13 protein-coding genes and 3 pseudogenes are annotated in these 20,924 nt (G+C 56.9%); 6 read left to right on the forward strand and 10 right to left on the reverse strand.

Annotated elements, in window-relative coordinates; genetic code table 11:
- Together MELB17_RS19100 and MELB17_RS24715 are read right to left on the reverse strand one after the other, a co-directional pair.
- Window positions 1–680, reverse strand: a pseudogene (locus MELB17_RS19100) (site-specific integrase); the annotation flags it as partial.
- Window positions 681–842: 162 nt separating this feature from the next.
- On the reverse strand, window positions 843–1,292 hold the full coding sequence (locus MELB17_RS24715; RefSeq protein ID WP_227498979.1) for a DUF1499 domain-containing protein: 450 nt from the start codon (window positions 1,290–1,292) through the stop codon (window positions 843–845).
- Between the two features lie 215 nt (window positions 1,293–1,507).
- On the opposite strand from MELB17_RS24715, the pseudogene MELB17_RS24720 reads away from it, so the two are divergent.
- A pseudogene (locus MELB17_RS24720) lies at window positions 1,508–1,612 on the forward strand (IS5/IS1182 family transposase); the annotation flags it as partial.
- A 146-nt stretch (window positions 1,613–1,758) separates the two neighbouring features.
- Here the strand turns inward: MELB17_RS24720 and MELB17_RS19110 are convergent.
- The 8 genes and pseudogenes from MELB17_RS19110 to MELB17_RS19140 all read right to left on the reverse strand — a co-directional run bounded on the left by MELB17_RS19110 (window position 1,759) and on the right by MELB17_RS19140 (window position 14,999).
- Window positions 1,759–3,720: an aconitate hydratase gene (locus MELB17_RS19110; RefSeq protein ID WP_036185589.1), complete on the reverse strand. Its 1,962-nt coding sequence runs from the start codon at window positions 3,718–3,720 to the stop codon at window positions 1,759–1,761.
- A 63-nt stretch (window positions 3,721–3,783) separates the two neighbouring features.
- Window positions 3,784–5,247, reverse strand: a complete 1,464-nt coding sequence (locus MELB17_RS19115; RefSeq protein ID WP_007351983.1) for a glutamate synthase subunit beta — start codon at window positions 5,245–5,247, stop codon at window positions 3,784–3,786.
- A 104-nt stretch (window positions 5,248–5,351) separates the two neighbouring features.
- Complete coding sequence (gene gltB, locus MELB17_RS19120; RefSeq protein ID WP_227498980.1) at window positions 5,352–10,208, reverse strand: glutamate synthase large subunit; 4,857 nt, start codon at window positions 10,206–10,208, stop codon at window positions 5,352–5,354.
- Window positions 10,162–10,434: pseudogene (locus MELB17_RS25845) on the reverse strand (hypothetical protein); the annotation flags it as partial. The gene gltB and the pseudogene MELB17_RS25845, both read right to left, overlap by 47 nt.
- Window positions 10,400–10,525, reverse strand: coding sequence for a hypothetical protein (locus MELB17_RS26220; protein WP_007351986.1), 126 nt, complete (start codon window positions 10,523–10,525; stop codon window positions 10,400–10,402). The pseudogene MELB17_RS25845 and the gene MELB17_RS26220, both read right to left, overlap by 35 nt.
- A 49-nt stretch (window positions 10,526–10,574) precedes the next feature.
- The gene (locus tag MELB17_RS19125; RefSeq protein WP_007351987.1) at window positions 10,575–12,290 is read right to left on the reverse strand and encodes an NADPH-dependent assimilatory sulfite reductase hemoprotein subunit; all 1,716 of its coding nucleotides are present in this window, start codon (window positions 12,288–12,290) and stop codon (window positions 10,575–10,577) included.
- Window positions 12,291–12,310: 20 nt separating this feature from the next.
- Complete coding sequence (locus MELB17_RS19130; RefSeq protein ID WP_007351988.1) at window positions 12,311–14,056, reverse strand: sulfite reductase flavoprotein subunit alpha; 1,746 nt, start codon at window positions 14,054–14,056, stop codon at window positions 12,311–12,313.
- A 289-nt stretch (window positions 14,057–14,345) separates the two neighbouring features.
- Window positions 14,346–14,999 carry a MarR family winged helix-turn-helix transcriptional regulator gene (locus MELB17_RS19140; protein ID WP_227498981.1) on the reverse strand — a complete coding sequence of 218 codons (654 nt, stop codon included), beginning with the start codon at window positions 14,997–14,999 and terminating at the stop codon, window positions 14,346–14,348.
- A gap of 247 nt (window positions 15,000–15,246) precedes the next feature.
- Between MELB17_RS19140 and MELB17_RS19145 the strand changes: the two genes are divergently transcribed.
- From MELB17_RS19145 to MELB17_RS19165, 5 genes are all read left to right on the forward strand, one after another.
- On the forward strand, window positions 15,247–16,767 hold the full coding sequence (locus tag MELB17_RS19145) for a protein adenylyltransferase SelO (protein ID WP_007351991.1): 1,521 nt from the start codon (window positions 15,247–15,249) through the stop codon (window positions 16,765–16,767).
- A 138-nt stretch (window positions 16,768–16,905) separates the two neighbouring features.
- Window positions 16,906–18,354: a Fe-S cluster assembly protein SufB gene (gene sufB, locus MELB17_RS19150; RefSeq protein ID WP_007351992.1), complete on the forward strand. Its 1,449-nt coding sequence runs from the start codon at window positions 16,906–16,908 to the stop codon at window positions 18,352–18,354.
- Window positions 18,355–18,389: 35 nt separating this feature from the next.
- Complete coding sequence (sufC, locus tag MELB17_RS19155; protein ID WP_007351993.1) at window positions 18,390–19,154, forward strand: Fe-S cluster assembly ATPase SufC; 765 nt, start codon at window positions 18,390–18,392, stop codon at window positions 19,152–19,154.
- A 12-nt stretch (window positions 19,155–19,166) separates the two neighbouring features.
- Entirely contained in the window at window positions 19,167–20,453 is a 1,287-nt protein-coding gene (gene sufD, locus MELB17_RS19160; RefSeq protein ID WP_007351994.1) for a Fe-S cluster assembly protein SufD, read from the forward strand.
- Between the two features lie 59 nt (window positions 20,454–20,512).
- Window positions 20,513–20,866, forward strand: coding sequence for a HesB/IscA family protein (locus MELB17_RS19165; protein WP_007351995.1), 354 nt, complete (start codon window positions 20,513–20,515; stop codon window positions 20,864–20,866).
- Window positions 20,867–20,924 lie beyond the last annotated feature (58 nt).

Genomic DNA, 20,924 nt, shown 5'->3' on the forward strand with positions numbered 1-20,924 from the left:
AAATGTCGTTCGCATTTTGGGTTTTGATCGGCTTCGGTCACCAAGGTCTCTAGCAACCAAGACCACTGCCAATCGGTTAGCCGGCGCACAGCGATTTCGAGATCTTTGGCGAGTTGCGGTTTGGCGCGGCGATCACGACGGCGTAGATCGTTGAGCGGGTCTGTCAGCAGATATTGCTGGTAAACCAGATATTTAAAGAAGGTTTGTAAAGCAGTTCGGCTGGCGTTCAGGCTGGCTTGGCTGGCATTGTAAACGGCGTTTTCATCACTGGAGCGCAACGCGAACGGACGCCATTGCCGGTTTGGTAGGCGTAAACCGTTGGCATGGGTGAAAGCCGAAAACACGCCGCGAGCAATCCAACTGTGTGGTGGATTCTTCAGGGTCTTGAAATACGCAGTCACAACATCGGCGTCGGTTTGCGCCAACGTGCGTTTGGTGGTGACCCAAAGATAATTCAGAAAACGCTGAACCTCACCGCGAAAGCGTGAAAAAGTTCCAGGTACATCGGCGTATTTCATCAGAAATTGGCGACTAATTTCATAATCATCGCGCAGTGTGGTTAAGGGCTGCGGCAGAGACGCCAGAAATGTCGGTATGGATGGATGGCAATGAAAGTCTGACAGATCTTCAAGGTAATGAGCGGTATCGAACAGCGGCTGACCGGTAAAGGGTGCTGACACGTTAGTCCTTGATAGTGATGATTTTTACCAGAGTATACAAAGACGTCTATTTTGTCCAATACTCCTAAATATTGGACATTGTATAGTGGGCTCTTCAGAGAGGTTTTGCTCGCAACCTTCGACGACTTTCCCCAAATTTGGTTGGGCTTGACGTTATCGGCATCAGTTAATGGCAATGCCACGTTCTATAAGACGGCTCCTCAGTAACTCGACCCTGCGCCGATTCACTCCTAGATCGTAGAATCCGATAAGCGATTGAGACCTCACGTCCAGATGTTGTTTATCGGAATCGACCAGCAGTTCGAGATAGTCCGGGAAACCCAACAAATCGCTGCGACAGGTGATATCCGCATATCCCAATCGAGCACTGTTGAGCGAAGCGCCAGGCAGTTCGATCGCCACGGCTCTGATCAGCGCCCAGGACGACTGACTCAGTGGCTCAGCCAAACGGATAGGCTCCACAGAATAGAGACCATTTGTGGACGTGCTCGATACGCAGTTCAAAAACGGCGCACAGCCATCGATGCTGAACTGGACTCCTGAAGGCGGCACTTTACCCGTAGAGGCGCATCCTGCGAGCAGGAGGATTGAGAAGGCCAAGAAATGACGCATAGCTATGAGATGCTCCTGAAAAGCGTCCCGGTGGGAACAAGAGACTTTAATACAGTGCATCTTGCACTGCTGGCCCATGAATAAACACATCCTTACTTCTAGCCTGTACTGCGTATAATGTATATTATGTTAAATTACTTACGGCATAGGGATGTTCAGGAAAATTGGAAGGATTGGAAAATAACTAGCCGCCGGCTAAAGCCGTGGTAGCGGACTTGAAACATTTTTGTGGGCTGGCGACGTGCTATGACAAATTGAAACGCAACTATCAGAGCCGCGTCGCCATGGCTTGTGGGTTTTTATGGTTGCCGACGGAATGAAACGTCAACAGACCTTAAAGTAATACAGGTCTTCCTTACTGGACTCCTGCATAACGTTGCGAGAGTTGAAACGCTGGCAGGCCGTTTTACCGCTGCCCTGCCCGGCCTTCGTCAATCCGAGGCGCTGGGGGAGCGCGCGGATTCCATCATGTGCCGCTAGACTCGGGTAAAGCGGAGAGGCGCTCTTTCATCCAGCTGATCAACCCCCCGCGAAGCAAGAACCGCACTTGTCGTGGCGACATGGTGTGACGCATCTGAAATTTGTACTGACGCGTGACGTTTTCGACCACCAGTTCGCCGCCCTCTGTCAGCACGTGGCGCAGATTGGTCAGGCGCAGCACATCGCCGGCCTGAATGCCGTCGTAGTCCGCAGGATCAACGAAGGTCAGCGGCAGCACGCCGAAGTTGATCAGGTTCTGCGCGTGGATCCGCGCAAAACCCTTGGCTAGAACCGCGCGCAGCCCAAGATACTGAGGGCCTAGTGCAGCGTGCTCTCGGCTCGATCCTTGCCCATAATTGCTGCCACCCACCACCACGTGGCCGCGCACCTGCTTGGCTCGCGCGGCGTAGGTGGGATCGAGCCGGTCGAAGGAGAACTCGGCGATCTTGGGAATGTTGCTGCGAAACGGCAGCACCCGCAAGCCAGGTGGCATGATCTCATCGGTGGAAACATCGTCCGCCACCTTGAGCAGAACCGGCACTTCGATCTCATCAGGCAGCGGCTCGAAGTTTGGCAGCGAAGCGATATTCGGGCCCTTCACGAGGTCCACGTGCAGCGCCTCCTCAAGCGGTAACGGCGGCATGAACATCGCGCGGTTGATAATCGGGTGGTCTGGGTCCGCGATGCGTGGATAGGGGATGCCAAGCGTGCGCGGGTCGGTGATCACGCCGGTGAGCGCGGACGCCGTGGCGGTCTCCGGACTGACCAGACACACCTTGTCCTCGCGGGTGCCTGAACGGCCAGGAAAATTGCGCGGTACCGTGCGCAGAGAGATCTCGTTTGTGGCTGGCGCTTGACCCATGCCGATGCAGCCGTTGCAGCCAGCCTGGTGCAGCCGCGCGCCAGCGTGCAACAAGTGGGCTACGTGCCCGTCGCGCACCAAGGTTTCGAGCTGCGCTCGGGACGTGGGGTTGATGTCGAACGACACGCGGTCGTTCACTTTGCGATCCTGTACCATCAGCGCGGAAACGGCGAAGTCGCGGTAGCCGGGATTGGCCGACGAGCCAATGTAGGTCTGGTAGATCCGCTCGCCGGCGACCTCGCTGACCGGGCGCACGTTCCCAGGGCTGGACGGCATGGCGATCAGCGGCACCAGGCTGGACAAATCAATCTCTTCGTTCACATCGTAGGTTGCGTCCGTATCCGCGGCCAGCTCGACCCAGTCCTCTTCCCGCTGCCAGGCGCGCAGGAAACGGCGTACCTCCAGATCGGAAGGGAAAACGGTGGTGGTCGCGCCAAGCTCGGCGCCCATGTTGGCGATCACGTGCCGATCCATCGCGCTCAGCGTGGCCAGCCCCGGCCCGTAGTACTCGACGATCCGGCCCACACCGCCGTCGACGCCGTGGCGGCGCAACATCTCCAGGATCACGTCCTTGGCGCTCACCCAGTCCGGCAAGCTGCCGGTGAGCTTCACGCCCCAGATCAGCGGCATACGTGTGAAGAACGGTTCGCCCGTCATTGCCAGAGCCACTTCCAGCCCACCAGCGCCGATGGCCAGCATGCCAATTGCGCCGGCGGCCGGCGTGTGACTGTCAGAGCCGAGCAGCGTCTTGCCCGGCTTGCCGAAATTTTCCTGGTGGCATGGATGACTCACCCCGTTACCAGGTCGCGAGTACCACACGCCGAAGCGCTGGCAGGCGCTGCGCAGAAAAAGATGATCGTCGGGGTTTTTGAAGTCCTCCTGAATGATGTTGTGGTCAACATACTGGACGCTCACCTCAGTCTTCACCCGGTCCAGGCCCATCGCCTCCAGCTCCAGCATCACCAGCGTGCCGGTGGCGTCTTGGGTGAGCGTCTGGTCAATGCGGATCCCGATCTCCTCGCCGGGTGTCATGTCTCCGTGCATCAGATGCGACTGGATCAACTTCTGCGTAACGTTCATAGTCATGATCTTTCTCCCAACTTTGATAAAATTACGGAATCATACAAAGTTAATGTAGCAATCCTATTTTTAGCGCGGCAAATTAGAGACACCCATCAAAAACTCATCCGCCGCACGCGCGGCCTGACGGCCCTCACGGATTGCCCATACCACCAGAGACTGGCCGCGCCGCATGTCCCCCGCGGCAAATACTTTGTCGACCGACGTCTGGTAGCAACCGTCGCCATCGGTGGTTGCTTTGACGTTGCCGCGCGTATCTTTTTCGACAGCGAACGCTTCCAGCACTTGCGTCACTGGCGACACAAAACCCATCGCCAGCAATACCAAATCCGCTTTCATTTCGAATTCGGAATTTGGCACCTCCTGCATCTTGCCGTCTATCCATTCGACGCGGACTGCAATCAGCTTCTCGACCTTGCCGCCCTTCCCTTCGAAACGCTTGGTCGCAACCGCCCAATCCCGGTCGCAACCCTCTTCTTGTGACGAGGAGGTACGCAACTTGATCGGCCAGTACGGCCATACCAACGGCTTATCCTCTTGTTCCGGCGGTTGCGGCATCAGCTCAAATTGCGCCAAGCTGGCTGCGCTATGGCGGTTGCATGTGCCTACGCAGTCTGATCCGGTATCGCCACCGCCGATAACGACGACGTGCTTACCGCTAGCCATGATCTGGTCGTTGAGCTTGTCACCTGCATCCACCTGGTTTTGCTGCGGCAGGAATTCCATCGCGAAATGGACGCCTTTCAGCTCACGACCAGGTACCGGCAGGTCGCGCGGCAACTCAGCACCGCCAGCGAGGATGATGGCATCGAATTTTTGATTGAGTTGCTTAGGCGAGATGGTTTCTTTGGTCCAGTTGATGATGTTTGACGGAAAATCTTCGCCGATCAAGACACTGGTACGGAACTGCACGCCTTCGGCTTGCATCTGCTCGATGCGGCGGTCGATATGCGACTTTTCCATCTTGAAGCCCGGAATGCCGTAACGCAGCAAACCGCCAATCCGATCGTTTTTTTCGAACACGGTCACATCGTGACCGACACGCGCGAGTTGCTGGGCTGCAGCCAGACCAGCAGGGCCGGATCCAACCACGGCAATTTTTTTACCCGTTTTGAAGGCTGCTGGTTGCGGCGTAACCCAACCGTTTTCCCAGCCTTTATCGATGATGAAATGCTCGATTGATTTGATGCCAACCGCATCGTTGTTGATGGCAAGCACACAGGCAGATTCGCACGGTGCGGGGCAGATGCGGCCGGTGAATTCGGGGAAGTTGTTAGTCGAATGCAGTGTCTCTAACGCTTCGCGATAATTGCCGCTATAAACCAGCTGGTTCCAGTCGGGGATGATGTTGTTAACCGGGCAACCGGTCATGCAAAACGGGGTGCCGCAATCCATACAGCGCGCACCCTCTGTTTTCGCTTGTACATCTTTCAACGGCAGAATGAACTCTTTATAGTTCTTGACGCGTGAAGCGGCCGGTAAATACGATTCTTTCTGACGCTGAAATTCCATAAAGCCGGTTATTTTACCCATTGCCTACCTCTGTCTCATCTAACTCTCCTTGCCAGGGAGAGGGTTCGGGGTCGAATCCCCATCCTGACCTTCCCCCGCAGGAGGAAGGCACTGGCGGAGTAAACTTATATTGCGTTTTTTTCTTTCTGCCGAATAGCCACTCGCGCCACATTCATCTCACCCAGTGCGCGCTTGTACTCGTTCGGGAACACTTTGAGAAATTTGTTGCGGCCATTGGACCAGTCATCCAGCAAATTGCGTGCGCGCGTGCTGCCGGTGTACTTGAAATGGCGCTCAATCAGGCGCTTTAGAATCGCCTCGTCAGTCTCACTTTGGTCGCCGCGCAGCTGGCTATGCCAGATCGAGCGATCGACTTTCGCTTCTTGCTCGGCGTGGGCGAGGACAGGTTCCAGTGTGACCATCGCCATATTGCATTTTTTGGCAAAATCACCGTCAGGGTCCCACACGTAAGCGATACCGCCCGACATACCGGCGGCAAAGTTACGGCCGGCTTCTCCGAACACCACTACTGTGCCGCCAGTCATGTATTCGCAACCATGGTCGCCGACGCCTTCAACCACTGTAATGGCGCCGGAATTGCGCACCGCGAAGCGCTCGCCGGCGACGCCGTTAAAAAATGCCTCGCCAGCAATCGCGCCGTATAAAACGGTGTTGCCGATGATAATGTTGTCGTCTGCCAAACCGGGAAACTCTGTATTCGGACGGACGATAATGCGCCCGCCCGACAAACCTTTGCCGACGTAATCATTGCCTTCGCCGACTAGATCTAGCGTGATGCCGTGCGCCAGAAACGCGCCGGCCGATTGGCCTGCAGTCCCTAGCAACTGGATGTGGATGGTGTCGTCGGGCAAGCCTTCGTGACCGTATTTTTTTGCAACGACGCCAGACAGCATGGTGCCGACCGTGCGGTTAACGTTCCTGATCGGCAAAGTGAACGAGACTTTTTCGCCTTTTTCGAGCGCTGCTTTCGCTTGCGCAATCAGCTTATGGTCGAGTGCCTTTTCCAGGCCGTGGTCTTGCTCCTCCGCGTGATAACGAGGTACGGAAGCAGGTACTTCCGGCTGATAGAAAATCTTGCTGAAATTAAGCCCCTTGGCTTTCCAATGCGTAATCGCTTTCGACTTGTCGAGCAAGTCGACGCGACCGATCAATTCATCAAACGTGCGGATACCGAGTTGCGCCATCAACTGCCGCGCCTCCTCGGCGACGAAGAAGAAATAGTTGACCACGTGTTCTGGCTTGCCGGAGAACTTGGCACGTAGCACCGGGTCTTGTGTCGCGATGCCGACCGAGCAAGTATTGAGGTGGCATTTGCGCAACATAATGCAGCCTTCAACCACCAGCGGCGCGGTCGCAAAACCGATCTCGTCCGCGCCCAGCATGGCTGCGATCACGATATCTCGGCCGGTTTTCATTTGGCCATCGGCTTGTACCCGAATACGGCCACGCAAACCGTTCAGTACCAGCGTTTGCTGGGTTTCGGCCAAGCCCAATTCCCACGGTGTTCCCGCATGTTTGAGTGAAGACAACGGCGTGGCGCCGGTGCCGCCGTCATGACCGGCGATCACCACGTGATCGGCCTTGGCCTTGGTGACGCCGACCGCGACCGTGCCAACTCCGACTTCGGACACCAACTTGATGGAGATCGACGCGCTTGGGTTTACATTTTTCAAATCGTGAATCAGCTGCGCCAAGTCTTCGATCGAATAAATATCATGATGCGGCGGCGGCGAAATCAAGCCCACACCCGGCACCGAGAAACGCAATTTTGCGATGTATTCAGACACCTTGTAGCCTGGCAACTGCCCACCTTCTCCCGGCTTGGCGCCTTGCGCCATCTTGACCTGGATTTGATCAGCGGAATCCAAATACGCTGCTGTCACGCCGAAGCGACCCGCCGCGACTTGCTTGATCCTGGAACGCACCGAATCGCCATCTTGCAGGACAATATCGGCTTCAATCTGGTCATGACCGATGACGGATGCCATGGTCTCGCCTTGCTTGATCGGGATGCCTTTCATCTCCTGGCGATAACGGCTCGGATCTTCACCGCCTTCGCCGGTGTTGGACTTGCCGCCGATGCGGTTCATCGCGACCGCCAGCGTGGCATGCGCTTCGGTGCTGATCGAGCCAAGCGACATTGCGCCGGTGGCGAAACGCTTGACGATTTCTTTCGCCGGCTCGACTTCATCCAGCGCAATCGCCTTGGACGGGTCCAGCTTGAATTCAAACAAACCGCGCAGGGTCATGTGCCGCTTGCTTTGGTCGTTGATGATCTGCGCATATTCTTGGTAGGTGCTGAAATTGTTAGATCGGGTCGAATGCTGCAGTTTGGCAATCGCATCCGGCGTCCACATGTGCTCTTCGCCGCGCACGCGAAACGCGTATTCACCACCGGCATCGAGCGCATGCGCCAATACCGGGTCGTTGCCGAAGGCTTGCTGATGCAGACGCAACGCCTCTTCTGCCACTTCGACGACGCCGATGCCTTCGATATTGGATGCAGTGCCTTTGAAATATTTGTCGATAAGCGATTTATTCAAGCCGATCGCTTCGAAAACCTGCGCGCCGCAATACGACATGTAAGTCGATATGCCCATTTTCGACATCACCTTCAACAAACCCTTGGCGAGCGCTTTCTGGAAATTCTGTATGGCTTTTTCTGGCGACAAATCATCGGATAATCTGTTAGCCATTTCCGCCAGCGTATCCATTGCCAGATACGGGTGGATGGCTTCTGCGCCAAAACCGGCGAGCAATGCGAAATGATGCGTTTCACGGGCAGAACCGGTTTCCACCACCAAGCCGGTCGACGTGCGAAAACCCGTGCTAACCAGATGCAAATGGATTGCCGACGTCGCGAGCAAGGCCGGAATCGCCACTTGCTCGGCGTCCACCTTGCGGTCGGACACGATCAGGATGTTGTGGCCTGATTTGACCGCATCCACCGCTTGCGCACACACCGATGCCAGGCGCACTTCCATGCCTTCTTTACCCCAGGCCACCGGATAGCAAATATTCAGTTCGTGGGATTTGAAATTACCGCTGGTGTGGGCGCTGATGTTGCGCAGTTTGGCGATGTCTGAATAGTCCAGAATCGGCTCCGATACTTCCAAACGCATCGGCGGATTGATGTTATTGACGTCGAGCAGGTTCGGCCTGGGGCCGATGAAGGACACCAGTGACATCACCATCGCTTCGCGGATCGGATCGATCGGCGGGTTCGTCACTTGCGCGAACATCTGCTTGAAGTAGTGATACAGCGGTTTGAGCTTGTTAGACATCACTGCCGGCGGCGAGTCGTTGCCCATTGAGCCCGTCGCTTCTTCGGCATTCAGCGCCATCGGCGACATCAATACCCTGACATCTTCTTGGGTGTAGCCAAATGCCTGCTGACAGTCGAGCAAGGATGCGCTGGTTTTTGCTGCCGATGTTTGCGTCTTGATGTCGTCGAGCGTGACTTCGTGAAGCTTGATGTCGTCCAGATTAATACGCACAGAATTGATCCACGCCTTGTAAGGCTTAGCGTTGGCGTAGGTATCTTTGATTTCCTGGTCATCGATGATGCGCCCGGCTTCGAGGTCGATCAGAAACATCTTGCCGGGTTGCAGGCGCCATTTCTTGATGATTCTGGATTCGGGAATCGGCAGCACGCCGGATTCGGATGCCATCACCACCAAGTCGTCATCGGTTACGATATAACGCGCGGGACGCAAACCGTTGCGATCCAGCGTGCCACCAATGTAACGACCATCGGTGAACGCCATCGCGGCGGGACCATCCCACGGCTCCATCATCGCGGCGTGATATTCGTAGAAGGCGCGGCGGTTGTCGTCCATCAACGGGTGATTTTCCCAGGCTTCGGGGATCATCATCATCATTGCTTGCGCGATCGGATAGCCTGCCATCAGCAGCAGTTCAAGCGCGTCATCGAAGCACGCGGTGTCGGACTGCACGTCGTCAATCAGCGGGAACAATTTTTGCAAATCGTCGCCTAGCACGGCGGATTCCATCACGCCTTCACGCGCGCGCATCCAGTTGATATTGCCCTTGACGGTATTGATCTCGCCGTTGTGGGCAATCAGGCGAAAAGGATGGGCCAGCGGCCATTCCGGGAAGGTATTGGTCGAGAAACGTTGATGCACCAGTGCCAATGCGGAAACGCAGCGCTCATCCTGTAAGTCTTTGTAATAGACGCCGACTTGATCTGCCAGCAGTAAACCCTTGTAGACAATGGTACGGGCCGACATCGAAGGGACGAAAAACTCTTTGCCGTGGGGCAAATCTAGCGCCTGGATCGCGTGACTGGAAGACTTGCGAATCACGTACAGTTTACGTTCCAGCGCGTCGCTCACCGTGATGTCTGGACCGCGACCTATGAAGACCTGGCGGATCACCGGCTCTTTTTCACGCACGGTAGGCGACATCGGCATCTCGGTGTCGATTGGCACGTTGCGCCAACCCAGCACGACCTGGCCTTCGGCGCGCACCACACGTTCTATCTCTTGCTCGCACGCGATGCGGGATGTATTTTCTTTCGGCAAAAAAATCATGCCTACGCCATATTCTTCGGGCGGCGGCAGTTCGACACCCTGCTTGGCCATCTCTTCGCGATAGTATTGATCCGGCAGCTGAATCAGAATGCCCGCGCCGTCGCCCATCAACTTGTCGGCACCGACCGCGCCGCGATGGGCGAGATTCTTTAGGATGAGCAAGCCTTGCTTAACGATCGAATGACTTTTATGGCCTTTGATATGGGCGATAAAACCGATGCCGCAGGCATCATGCTCTTTGGCGGGGTTGTAAAGGCCGTATTGCTGGGCGTGTTGGATTTTGGCTTCGATGTTGTGCTTGTGCTCCACAGCGCACTCCTCATGGATGTTGCGGGAATCGGGCAGCGGCAGAATGGCGCGTTTATCCACCGTGACGGTGGCGGACAAGAATGTCGGTTTGGCGTTCATTATATTCCTTAACGGGCTTCAGGTCAGGCTGCGTTGTGATGCGCAGGTAGGGCTCGACGACTGGGTATCCCTTCGGGAATTTTTTCTTCAACACTTCCCGGTCCTGCAGTGATGGCACAATAATGGTGTCATCACTGACGTTCCAGTTTGCTGGCGGAGCGACGCTGTAACCGTCGGTCAACTGCAGCGAATCAATCACACACAGGATTTGGTTGAAGTTGCGTCCCCAAAACCTTGACGTCGCGGTGCGAGAACAACAGGCCCCAACTGGTGCCGAGCCAGGCGTGAAAATCAATGTCGCCTAAACGTAATGCCATGATGGTTCTCCTTTGTAATTCTAAACAGGAAGTTTAGCATTTTAAAATTTTAGCGGCGGGCGCCCGTGTCCTCATGGAAATCGGTGCCGTTGACGGTCGCGGCGATAAAGCCCGCGCGGATGGTGTAATCGCCGAAGTGTTCTGCGTTCTGGCGCTCGCTCTTGTAAGCGGCGAAGATCGGATCGAGGTTCTCTATGATTGCGCCGTGATCGAGATTTTCGGCGTAGAGTTTGGAAAGCCGCGAGCCGTCGAAGGCGGCCCCCAGATAGAGGTTATAGCGGCCGGGGCCTTTCCCTACCAAGCCGATCTCGGCGATATAAGGCCGAGAACAGCCGTTCGGACAGCCGGTCATGCGGATGACGATTTCGGCCTCGGCCAGCCCGTGCGCGGCCAGACGCTCTTCCAGCGCGGTGATGAGGTCGGGCAGATAGCGTTCGCTTTCGGCGACTGCGAGCCCGCAGGTCGGCAGCGCGACGCAGGCCATCGCATTGCGCCGCAGGGCCGAGGCGCCGGTCGTGGGCCCATACTCGGCCACCAGCGCCTCGATGGCCTGGCGCTTCTCCTTCGGCACGTTGGCGATGATCAGATTCTGGTTGGCGGTGAGGCGAAAATCGCCGTCATGTACCTCGGCGATTCGGCGCAGGCCGGTGAGCCATTGCGGGCCGCCCGGCACATCCTTGACACGGCCGTTCTCGATGAACAGCGTCAGATGCGCGCACCCATTGTCACTTTCGGTCCAACCGTAGCGGTCGCCGGTTGAGGTGAAGGTAAACGGCTTGGCTGCATCCAGCTTGACGCCACTGCGCTGCTCGACCTCGGCCCGGAAAGCGTCGAGACCGCGATCCTCGATCGTGTATTTCAGGCGCGCATGCTTGCGGTTGACGCGGTCGCCCCAGTCGCGCTGTACGGTGACCACGGCTTCGGCCACGGCAATCACCTGGTCCGCTCGGCAATAGCCCATGACGTCTGCCGTGCGGGGATAAGTCTGCGGCTCGCCATGCGTCATGGCCATACCACCACCGACCGTGACGTTATAGCCATCGATCTCATGCTTGCTGTCGAGGATGGCGATGAAGCCGAGGTCATGCGCATAGATATCAACGTCATTCGACGGTGGCACGGCGATGACGATCTTGAACTTGCGCGGCAGGTAGGTTTTGCCGTAGATCGGCTCGACGATCTCATTCTCATCCTCACCACCGGCGATGCGCTCGCCATCGAGCCAGATCTCGCGATAAGCCGTCGTGCGCGGCAATAGATGGTCGGATAGGGCACGGGCAAGCACGAGCGAAGCGGCGTGGGCATGTGACTGATAGGGGTTCGGATTGCACATTACGTTGCGATTGACGTCACCGCATGCCGCCATGGTCGTCAGCAGCACCTCGTCCATCTCGCGCATCGTCGCTTTCAGGTTCGACTTAATGATGCCGTGCAACTGGAAGGTCTGCCGCGTGGTCAGGCGCATCGTGCCGTTGCCGTATGTGCGCGCGATATGGTCCATGGTGAGCCATTGCCCTGGCGTGCACACGCCGCCTGGCACACGCACGCGGATCATGAAGGAGAAGGCCTTCTCCATTTTCTTGCGGCCGCGCTCGGCGCGCAGATCGCGGTCGTCTTGCAGGTACATGCCGTGGAACTTCACCAGCTGCGCATCATCCTCGATGATCGCGCCGGTGATCTCCTCGCGCAGGCCCTCGGCGAGCGTGCCGCGCAGATACTCGCTCGCTTCCTTGATGCGCTCGTTGCGTGAAAGTTCTTTGGTCATGTGGACTCCGTATGAACTATTTAGTAAGTATCCTGAAGATAGCGGTGCTCACCATCGAGATCGTTTACCGCTTGCTCGCCGGCCTCCAAGCTTTGCGCCTTTACATCGGCATAGGCGCGCACGAGCGCCGCACGCACATCCTTCGCCATCGCCTTAGCGTCGCCGCAGACATAGAAATAGGCGCCATTGTCGAGCCAGTCGACGAGGTCGCGGCGCTGCGCCCAGATGAGGTGCTGCACATAGAGTTTCTCCGGCGTGTCGCGGGAGAAGGCGACGTCCATGCGTGTGAGCGAACCATCCTTCAAGGCATCTTGCCATTCGAGCTGGTAGAGGAAATCGTGGGTGAACTGGCGGTCGCCAAAAAACAGCCAGGAGCGGCCGCTCGCGCCGGTGGCACCGCGCTCCTGCACGAAGGCGCGGAACGGAGCTATGCCAGTGCCCGGCCCCACCATGATAATGTCGCGCTCTGGTGGGGGAAGAGCGAAATGCCGGTTCGGTCGCAACTTCACGCGCAGCCGATGGCCTTTCTTTAATTGGTCGGCGACATGGCCGGAAGCGACACCTTTGCGCGCGCGACCGAAGCTCTGGTAGCGCACCGCAGAGATCAGAAGATGCACCTCCTCCCCCACCTCGCGGCGTGAGGAAGCGATCGAATAGGCGCGTGGCGCCAGCGGCCGCGTTATCTGCCGCAGTTGGTCGGCAGACAGCCTAATGGGAAAGGACTGGAGAAGATCGATGAGCTGCCGGCCGGCGATCCAGGCGCGTGCATCAGCTGATTCAAGCAGCGCCTTTACCTCCTGGTGGCCGGTTGTGGCGGCGTAGCTTTCCAGGGTCTTGAGCGACAGCGTCGTGACATCCCGGCTCTTGGTCAGCTCGGCGCGCAGCGCAGCGTCGGCCGCAAGACCTGCCGCTTTCAGCAGATCGTCCACGTAGGCCGCATCGTTCTCAGGGTAGATATCAAGTGAATCGCCAGGTTTATAGGGCGGCGCCGCGCCATCGAAACCGAGTTCGAGATGGATCGTTGCCTTTTCCGACTGCGATGAATTGAGCTGGATGAGCTCGGTGATCTCGGCCTCGACCGGACCGAGGCCTGAGCTGCTCGCCGCCTTCGCGCCAAAATCGACCGCAATAACGCGGCGGCCGGCTTCCTCGACTGGTGCCAGCGCCTTCAGCGCCGTCTCGACCCAGTGCCCGGCGGACTCCGCGAAATCGAGATCGCAATCGACGCGCTCGGCGACGCGCTTGCCGCCGAGCGCTGAAAGTCTTGCGTCCAACGCTTTACCAATCGCGCAGAACTCGGCATAGGCGGTGTCGCCGAGCGCGAGAACGCTGAAAAGGACACCATCGAGGCGCGGCGCGCCCTCGGACATGAGTTCACCGTAAGCGCGAATGGCCCGCGCGGGCGGATCACCTTCACCCCAGGTCGCGGCGATGACGACCAGACGCCGTACCGATGCGAGCGTCGCCACATCGAGATCCGCCATGTCGACGATCGAAGGCTTCAATCCCATCTTGCGCGCCGCCTTGGCCATGTCCAACGCTAGCCGCTCAGAGTTTCCGGATTCGGTGGCGTAGAGGATGGTCAGCGGTTCGGCGGGTTGCGCGCCGCCCACCGGCTGCAGCGCCGTCGTGGAGGCGTCCACTCCGGCAAGAAATCCCGCAAGCCACGCGCGTTGGGTGGGGCTTGCGGGCCCCACCACGCGGTTGAGAATCTCGATCTCCTCTTCGGCGAACGGAGCCGTATTCGGGATCGGCGAAGAATTCATGTCCGGACGCTCATAGTTTGTTGTATCTCAAAAGCGGGGGGCCAACCACGGCCTGCAAAACCCGGCTCAAGACGAGCAGGCGTTTGAGCCTTCAGACTGTCGACGGCGGCCCGTGAATTGGGGATCTGCTGCTCGATAGCCTCGCGGACGATGTCGCAACCCCCGGCGAACTGCCCGCCGACGTACAAGGTGATCGGTGTTGGCCGACCGGCCGAGCTTGGTCGCGAGTAGCTCGGCATCGAGGGTAATCCCGCCGTCTGCGATAGTGATCGCTGATGCGGAACAGGACTCATCGCTGTTCGGCTCCGGTGACAGAACCCTTCACCGTTACGGGTTTGCTCTGGATGAAGTTGATGCAGACTCCGTCGAGTTCTTCCAAAAACAGGGGCGCGCTCATGAAACCGCACGCATAAGGCGCCTGTCCGTCCCGGCTGCAGCCGTCGCTTTCCAGATGTTGACACGACGTGCAGACGCCAAAGCGAGGTTTACATCTCTCTTGCGTCACCTGACCGAGCAAGCGTTGCAACGCGCTGGCGAAGTGGCCTTGGACACTGGGGGGTAGGGATTCCGCAGCACGGACCAGGGATTCGAAGGGGTCATTCGCGAGAATGCCCCGGGCTTTCTCGGTCAGAACTAGCCGGACACTGCGCCTGTCGTCCTCTGACCGTATGCGTGTCAAATAGCCTTGGGTTTCGAGGCTTTTGATTGTCTGTGACGCCGTACCCCGGGTTGTAGCATGGAACGCGGCGAAGGCGGACGGCGTTTGCGAGAAACGGTTGGCCTGTGCGAAGTATCTGAGCGCCGCCCATTGGGCTGCCGTCAGCCCCTCCGCGAGACCCTCGCCGGACGCTATGCGTCCCAAGTGAAAGACCAACTCCGCGTTAGCGCGACCGTTCATTTCCAGCTCCTCGATCATACTTAATTTGGTGGCGTCTAATTTCAAGCTCCTAGATCATTCTTACAGAATAGCGTTTAAGAACTATCTTAACAAGATTGTAGTTTCGAAGCGAAACCATAATATTGTCGTATTCGTGAAGGGTGTGAGGCCCTGAACACCTTTGATAGGTCACCTCTTCAATATTTAGACCGTAATGAGATCACGGTCAATACGATAGCGTTTCGATACTATATTGACAAATTCGTTATCCACATTTAGTATCGTTCCGACACTAATTAAGGAAAAAAGCGATATGGGCGCGCTTACCAGACATCAGGAAGAAAGCTTAGTGCCGTCGCGGATGATGACGGGAATGTGCTTCGATAACAGCTATGCCCGCCTGCCCGCCGCCTTTTATCAACACTGTGAGCCCCTGCCAGTGGCGGCACCAGAATTGCTCGTACTGAACAAACCCCTGGCGGGGGAGTTGGGGATGGATGATTCAGGCTTGATGGCAAATAGCGATCATTTAACGCAACTGTTTGCCGGTAACCGGTTGCCGATGGATGCACAGCCACTGGCCATGGCCTATGCCGGGCACCAGTTTGGCCAGTTTGTGCCGCAACTGGGAGACGACCGGGCGATTCTTCTGGGTGAGGTTATCGACCGCTGCCAACAGCGCCGTGACCTGCAACTGAAGGGCGCCGGTCGGACACCGTTTGCAAGGAGTGGAGATGGCCGTTCGCCGCTAGGACCGGCACTACGTGAATATCTGGTGAGTGAGGCGATGCATGCGCTGGGTGTTCCCACTACCCGGGCACTGGCGTTGACGACAACCGGCGAAAAGATATACCGCCAGGGTACGGAGGCGGCAGCCGTGCTGGCAAGAGTGGCCAGCTGCCATATTCGGGTAGGTACTTTTGAATATTTTGCCCGGCGTCAACAGTGGCAGCCATTAAGGCAGCTGGCTGATTACAGCATTGCCCGCATGGCCCCCGAATTGATGGTCGACCCCGATCCGTATCTCGCTCTGTTGCGCCTGATGGTAGCGCGGCAGGCAAAGCTGGTCGCACACTGGGTGAGTCTGGGGTTTGTTCATGGGGTGATGAACACCGACAACATGTCTCTGGCCGGTGAAACCCTGAATTATAGCTCCTGCGCCTTCCTTGACCATTACGACCCCGATGCGGTGTTCAGCTCGATCGACATCACCGGCCGGTACGCATACAACAGCCAGGGTTTCGCGGCGCAATGGAACCTTGCTCGCCTGGCCGAGGCTCTGCTTGCACTTTTCGAGGGGCCAGAATCCCAGGCCGTGGCCCGGACCTCGCGGGCGGTGCAGGAGTTTTGGCCAATGTACGAAGAACATCTGCTGAACCTGATGCGGGCCCGCCTTGGCCTGGAGGCTGTGATGCCGACGGACCGTCAGCTGGTTCAGGATCTGCGGCAGCTGTTGGCCCTGCAGAAAGTGGATTACCACACTTTTTTCCTGAAACTGGCAGAGGATGTGGAGGGCGGCGGTATCACTGCGGGGCTTTTCGGTGCTGATGCCGGTGATTATCTGAACTGGTACCGGCGTTGGCATCTCAGGCTGACACTGACCGGCCGCAGCTCTCGCCAGTGTGCGGATGCTATGGCTACTGCAAATCCTGTGGTTATACCACGCAATCATCTGGTAGAACACGCCATCCGGCGGGCCCACGAGGGAGATTTCAGTGAGTTCCACCAACTTCTGGAGGCTGTCACCCGGCCGTTCGAGATGCCGGCAGACGCTCGGTATCTGCAGCCACCCAAGCCGGAGGAGGTTTTACGCAGCACGCTTTGTGGCACTTGAGACGGTTTTTTCGTGGGTCCGCGAGGGAGTGTTGTCTCCAGTTTATGGGGTTAAAGCGATGGTGACATTGGGTATTAAATCAAAACCGCAAAAACCAAGGCTCTTGGAGCCTTCAATGAAAGATAAGGAGTGACGATCATGGCGACCACCGATAAAGAAGTGAACGAGCTGGTCAAGCGGGAATACGAACACGGTTTCGTAACTGAGATTGAATCCGACACTTTCGAACCTGGATTGAACGAAGACGTGATTGCCCGCCTTTCCGGCCTTAAGAAAGAGCCGGAATGGATGCTTGAGTGGCGGCTGAAGGCTTATCGTCGTTGGCTGGAAATGGATGAGCCGAACTGGGCGCACGTGGGTTACCCAAAAATTGACTACAACTCAATTTCCTATTATTCCGCGCCCAAGCGCAAAGAAGACATGCTCCAGAGCCTGGACGAAGTGGACCCGGAGCTACTCAGAACCTACGAAAAACTGGGCATCCCCCTGCACGAGCGTGAACAGCTGGCAGGCGTGGCGGTCGATGCCGTGTTTGACTCAGTTTCAGTAGCGACAACGTTCAAAGAACCACTCGCCAAAGCAGGCGTGATTTTCTGCTCCATGTCCGAAGCCATTCAGGAACACCCGGAGCTGGTAAAAAAATATCTGGGCTCTGTCGTTCCGGCGGGTGACAACTTCTTTGCCGGCCTGAACTCTGCGGTCTTCTCCGACGGCACCTTCGTGTACATACCGAAAGGCGTGCGTTGCCCCATGGAGCTGTCTACCTATTTCCGCATCAACGCAGCCAATACTGGGCAGTTTGAACGCACCCTGATCATCGCTGAAGACAGCAGCTACGTCAGCTATTTGGAAGGCTGCACTGCTCCTATGCGGGATGAAAATCAGCTCCACGCAGCTGTGGTCGAACTGGTGGCCCTGGACGACGCCCAGATCAAGTACTCCACCGTCCAGAACTGGTATCCGGGCGATGAAAACGGCAAGGGCGGCATCTTCAACTTCGTCACCAAACGTGGCGCTGCCATCGGCAAAAACTCCAAGATTTCCTGGACTCAGGTAGAAACCGGCTCTGCCGTTACCTGGAAGTATCCGAGCTGCATCCTTCGGGGCGAAAACAGCGTTGGCGAATTCTACTCCGTGGCGCTGACCAACAATTACCAGCAGGCCGACACTGGCACCAAGATGATCCACCTGGGCAAGAACACGTCCAGCACCATCATCGCCAAAGGGATTTCTGCCAGTAACAGCTCGAACGCCTATCGTGGCCTGGTGAAGTTTGGCCCAGGCGCAGAGGGTGCGCGCAACTTTACCCAGTGCGATTCGCTGCTGATTGGCGACCGCTGCGGTGCGCATACCTTCCCGTACATCGAGAGCAAAAATAAATCGGGCATCATCGAGCATGAAGCCACGACCTCCAAGATCAGCGACGAACAAATGTTCCTTTGTCGCCAGCGTGGGATCAACCCTGAACAGGCCGTTTCGATGATTGTCAACGGCTTCTGTAAGGAGGTGTTCAAGGAACTGCCGATGGAGTTCGCCGTTGAAGCTGGCAAATTACTTGAGGTGAGCCTTGAAGGCTCTGTCGGTTAAAAACAGAATTTCAGATTACAGAGAGAAACCAATACATGTTGAACATCAAAAATCTGCACGCGTCCGTTGGGGGTGAAGAAATCCTCAAGGGCATCAACCTGGAAATTAAAGCCGGGGAAATTCACGCCATTATGGGCCCCAATGGCTCAGGTAAAAGCACCTTGTCACAGGTGCTGGCAGGCAGTGAAACCTTTGAAGTCACCGAGGGTGAAGTCACCTTCAACGGTGAAAATCTGCTGGACCTAAAAACCGAAGAAAGGGCCCGTGAAGGCGTTTTCCTGGCGTTTCAGTACCCGGTAGAGATTCCAGGCGTCAGCAACCTGCAGTTCCTGCGTACCGCCGTCAATTCCATGCGCGGCCACCGTGGCGAGCCGGAGATGAATGCGGCTGAGTTTATGAAGCATGCGAGGGAAGTGTCCATGCAAGTCGATCTGGACCCAGCCTTCCTTAAGCGCGGCGTAAACGAGGGCTTCTCCGGTGGCGAGAAGAAGCGCAACGAGATTTTGCAGGCGCTGCTGCTTCAACCGAAGCTGGCCATTCTGGACGAAACCGATTCCGGGCTGGACATCGATGCGCTGCACGTGGTTTCCGACGGTGTCAACGCCCTGCGCGCTAAAGACCGGGCCATCTTGATGGTGACTCACTACCAGCGCCTGCTGAACCACATTGTGCCGGACTATGTTCACGTTCTGGCCGATGGAAAAATTGTCAAATCCGGCGGACGCGAGCTGGCCTATGAGCTTGAAGAGCGCGGTTACGGCTGGCTCAACGTGAAAGACAAAGAAGCCACAGCCAGCTAAGGAGGCCACCGAATGAAGTCAGCACCCACGCTTTCCCGCGTCTTTCTTGAGCCAGCCGGCAACTACCTGCCCGGGCCTTTGCTCGAATTGCGCAAACAAAAGGGCACGGCTCTGGTGGATATGCCATTGCCGACCCGTAAAACCGAGAACTGGAAGTATTCCGTCCGCCACCTAAAGCTGTCGGATGAGCTTGCCGTTGCCCTCCCCTCCCTTGGCAAGGAAGGCACCAGCCTGTCCATGGCTGGATACCGCGTGGTTTTTCGCAACGGCGTAATGGTTCCGGAAGCCAGCGACTTTCCGGATTTTAACGGCATTCGTATTCAGCGGTTCTGCGACCTTGACGACCAGGACGCCGCTGCGCTGGCAGAACGCCTGGACAACACGTTAGACAGCCAAACCGTGCAGATGGCCCGGCTTAACTCCGCCCGGTTTGAGGATGGCCTGTTTATCCAGCTCGACAAAGAAGCCGTTCTCGACCAGCCGCTGTTTATCATCCATGAAGTTACCGCTTCGTCGGTAGGTTCCGCCTATCCGCGGATTTACGTCGATGCGGCAAGGCACAGCCAGATGACGCTGGTAGAAGAGTACATGTCCAGCGGTAGTGAGCCTGTGATGGTCAACACCGTCACTGAATTTTTTCTGGCGGAAGGTGCCCGGATAACCAGCGTGAGGCTTACTCTGGAAGGCGAAAGCGTTCAGCACATCGGGGCAACGGGTGTTCGCCAGGCGACCGCCTCGCGTTTTGAAAGCCATTGCGTTGGCTTTGGCGGCCCGCTGCGTCGGCACGATCTGCAGGTGCGTCTTGAAGGTGAAGGCGCCGAGTGCAAACTGAACGGTGTCGTGGTCACTCAGGGCAAACAGCACTACGACAACCACACGTCAATCGAGCACATAGCAGCCCATTGCGACAGCGAAGAAACCTATCGCAACATCGCTGCCGGCCAGTCTCATGCGATTTTCAATGGGCGCATCCATATTCATCAGGATGCCCAGAAATCCAACGCCAATATGAGCAACAAGAATCTGTTGCTCTCAACCGGCGCAGAAATCGACACCAAGCCCGAGCTGGAAATTTACGCCGACGACGTAAAATGCGCCCACGGCGCCACCATTGGCCAGCTCAATAAAACCTCGTTGTTTTACCTGGTTTCCCGTGGTGTCGGTCGTCGCGAAGCCAACACGTTGTTGACCATCGCATTTATCAACGAGTTGGTTGAACAGATTCCCGTTGAAGCGGTTCGAGAAGCCGTGCAGCTTCGGCTGAATGACTTTTTCAATCAAACGTTTCAGGAGGCGTGAGCCGTTATTCACGGCCCTGCAGAAAATCCAGCGTCTTTTTGCCTGATGGAGGTGGAACCATGACAACCGAAGTATTCACACCAACCGTTGCCGTCACTATGACGCCGAGTGCGGTCACACATGTGCGTAAACAAGTAGACAAGCAACCGGAAGCCAAAGGCATTCGCCTAGCCATTCGGAAGAGCGGTTGCTCCGGGTTCAAATATGAAACCCAATGGGCCGAGGATGTCGCAGCGGACGACAAAGTTTTCCACATTGACGGTGTCGATGTTTACGTCAAAGAGGAGCACCTGGCGTTGGTCAACGGGATCGAAATCGATTTCGTGACGGAAGGCGTGAACTCCGTGTTCCTGTTCCGCAATCCGAATGCCACCGCTGAGTGCGGTTGCGGGGAAAGTTTCACCGTCTTTTAATTGACATCAAACAAGGCCCGATAAGGCATGCAAGACCGTGAAGTGGTCCTGACCAAAC

Source organism: Marinobacter sp. ELB17, from assembly GCF_000169375.1.
Classification (GTDB): domain Bacteria; phylum Pseudomonadota; class Gammaproteobacteria; order Pseudomonadales; family Oleiphilaceae; genus Marinobacter.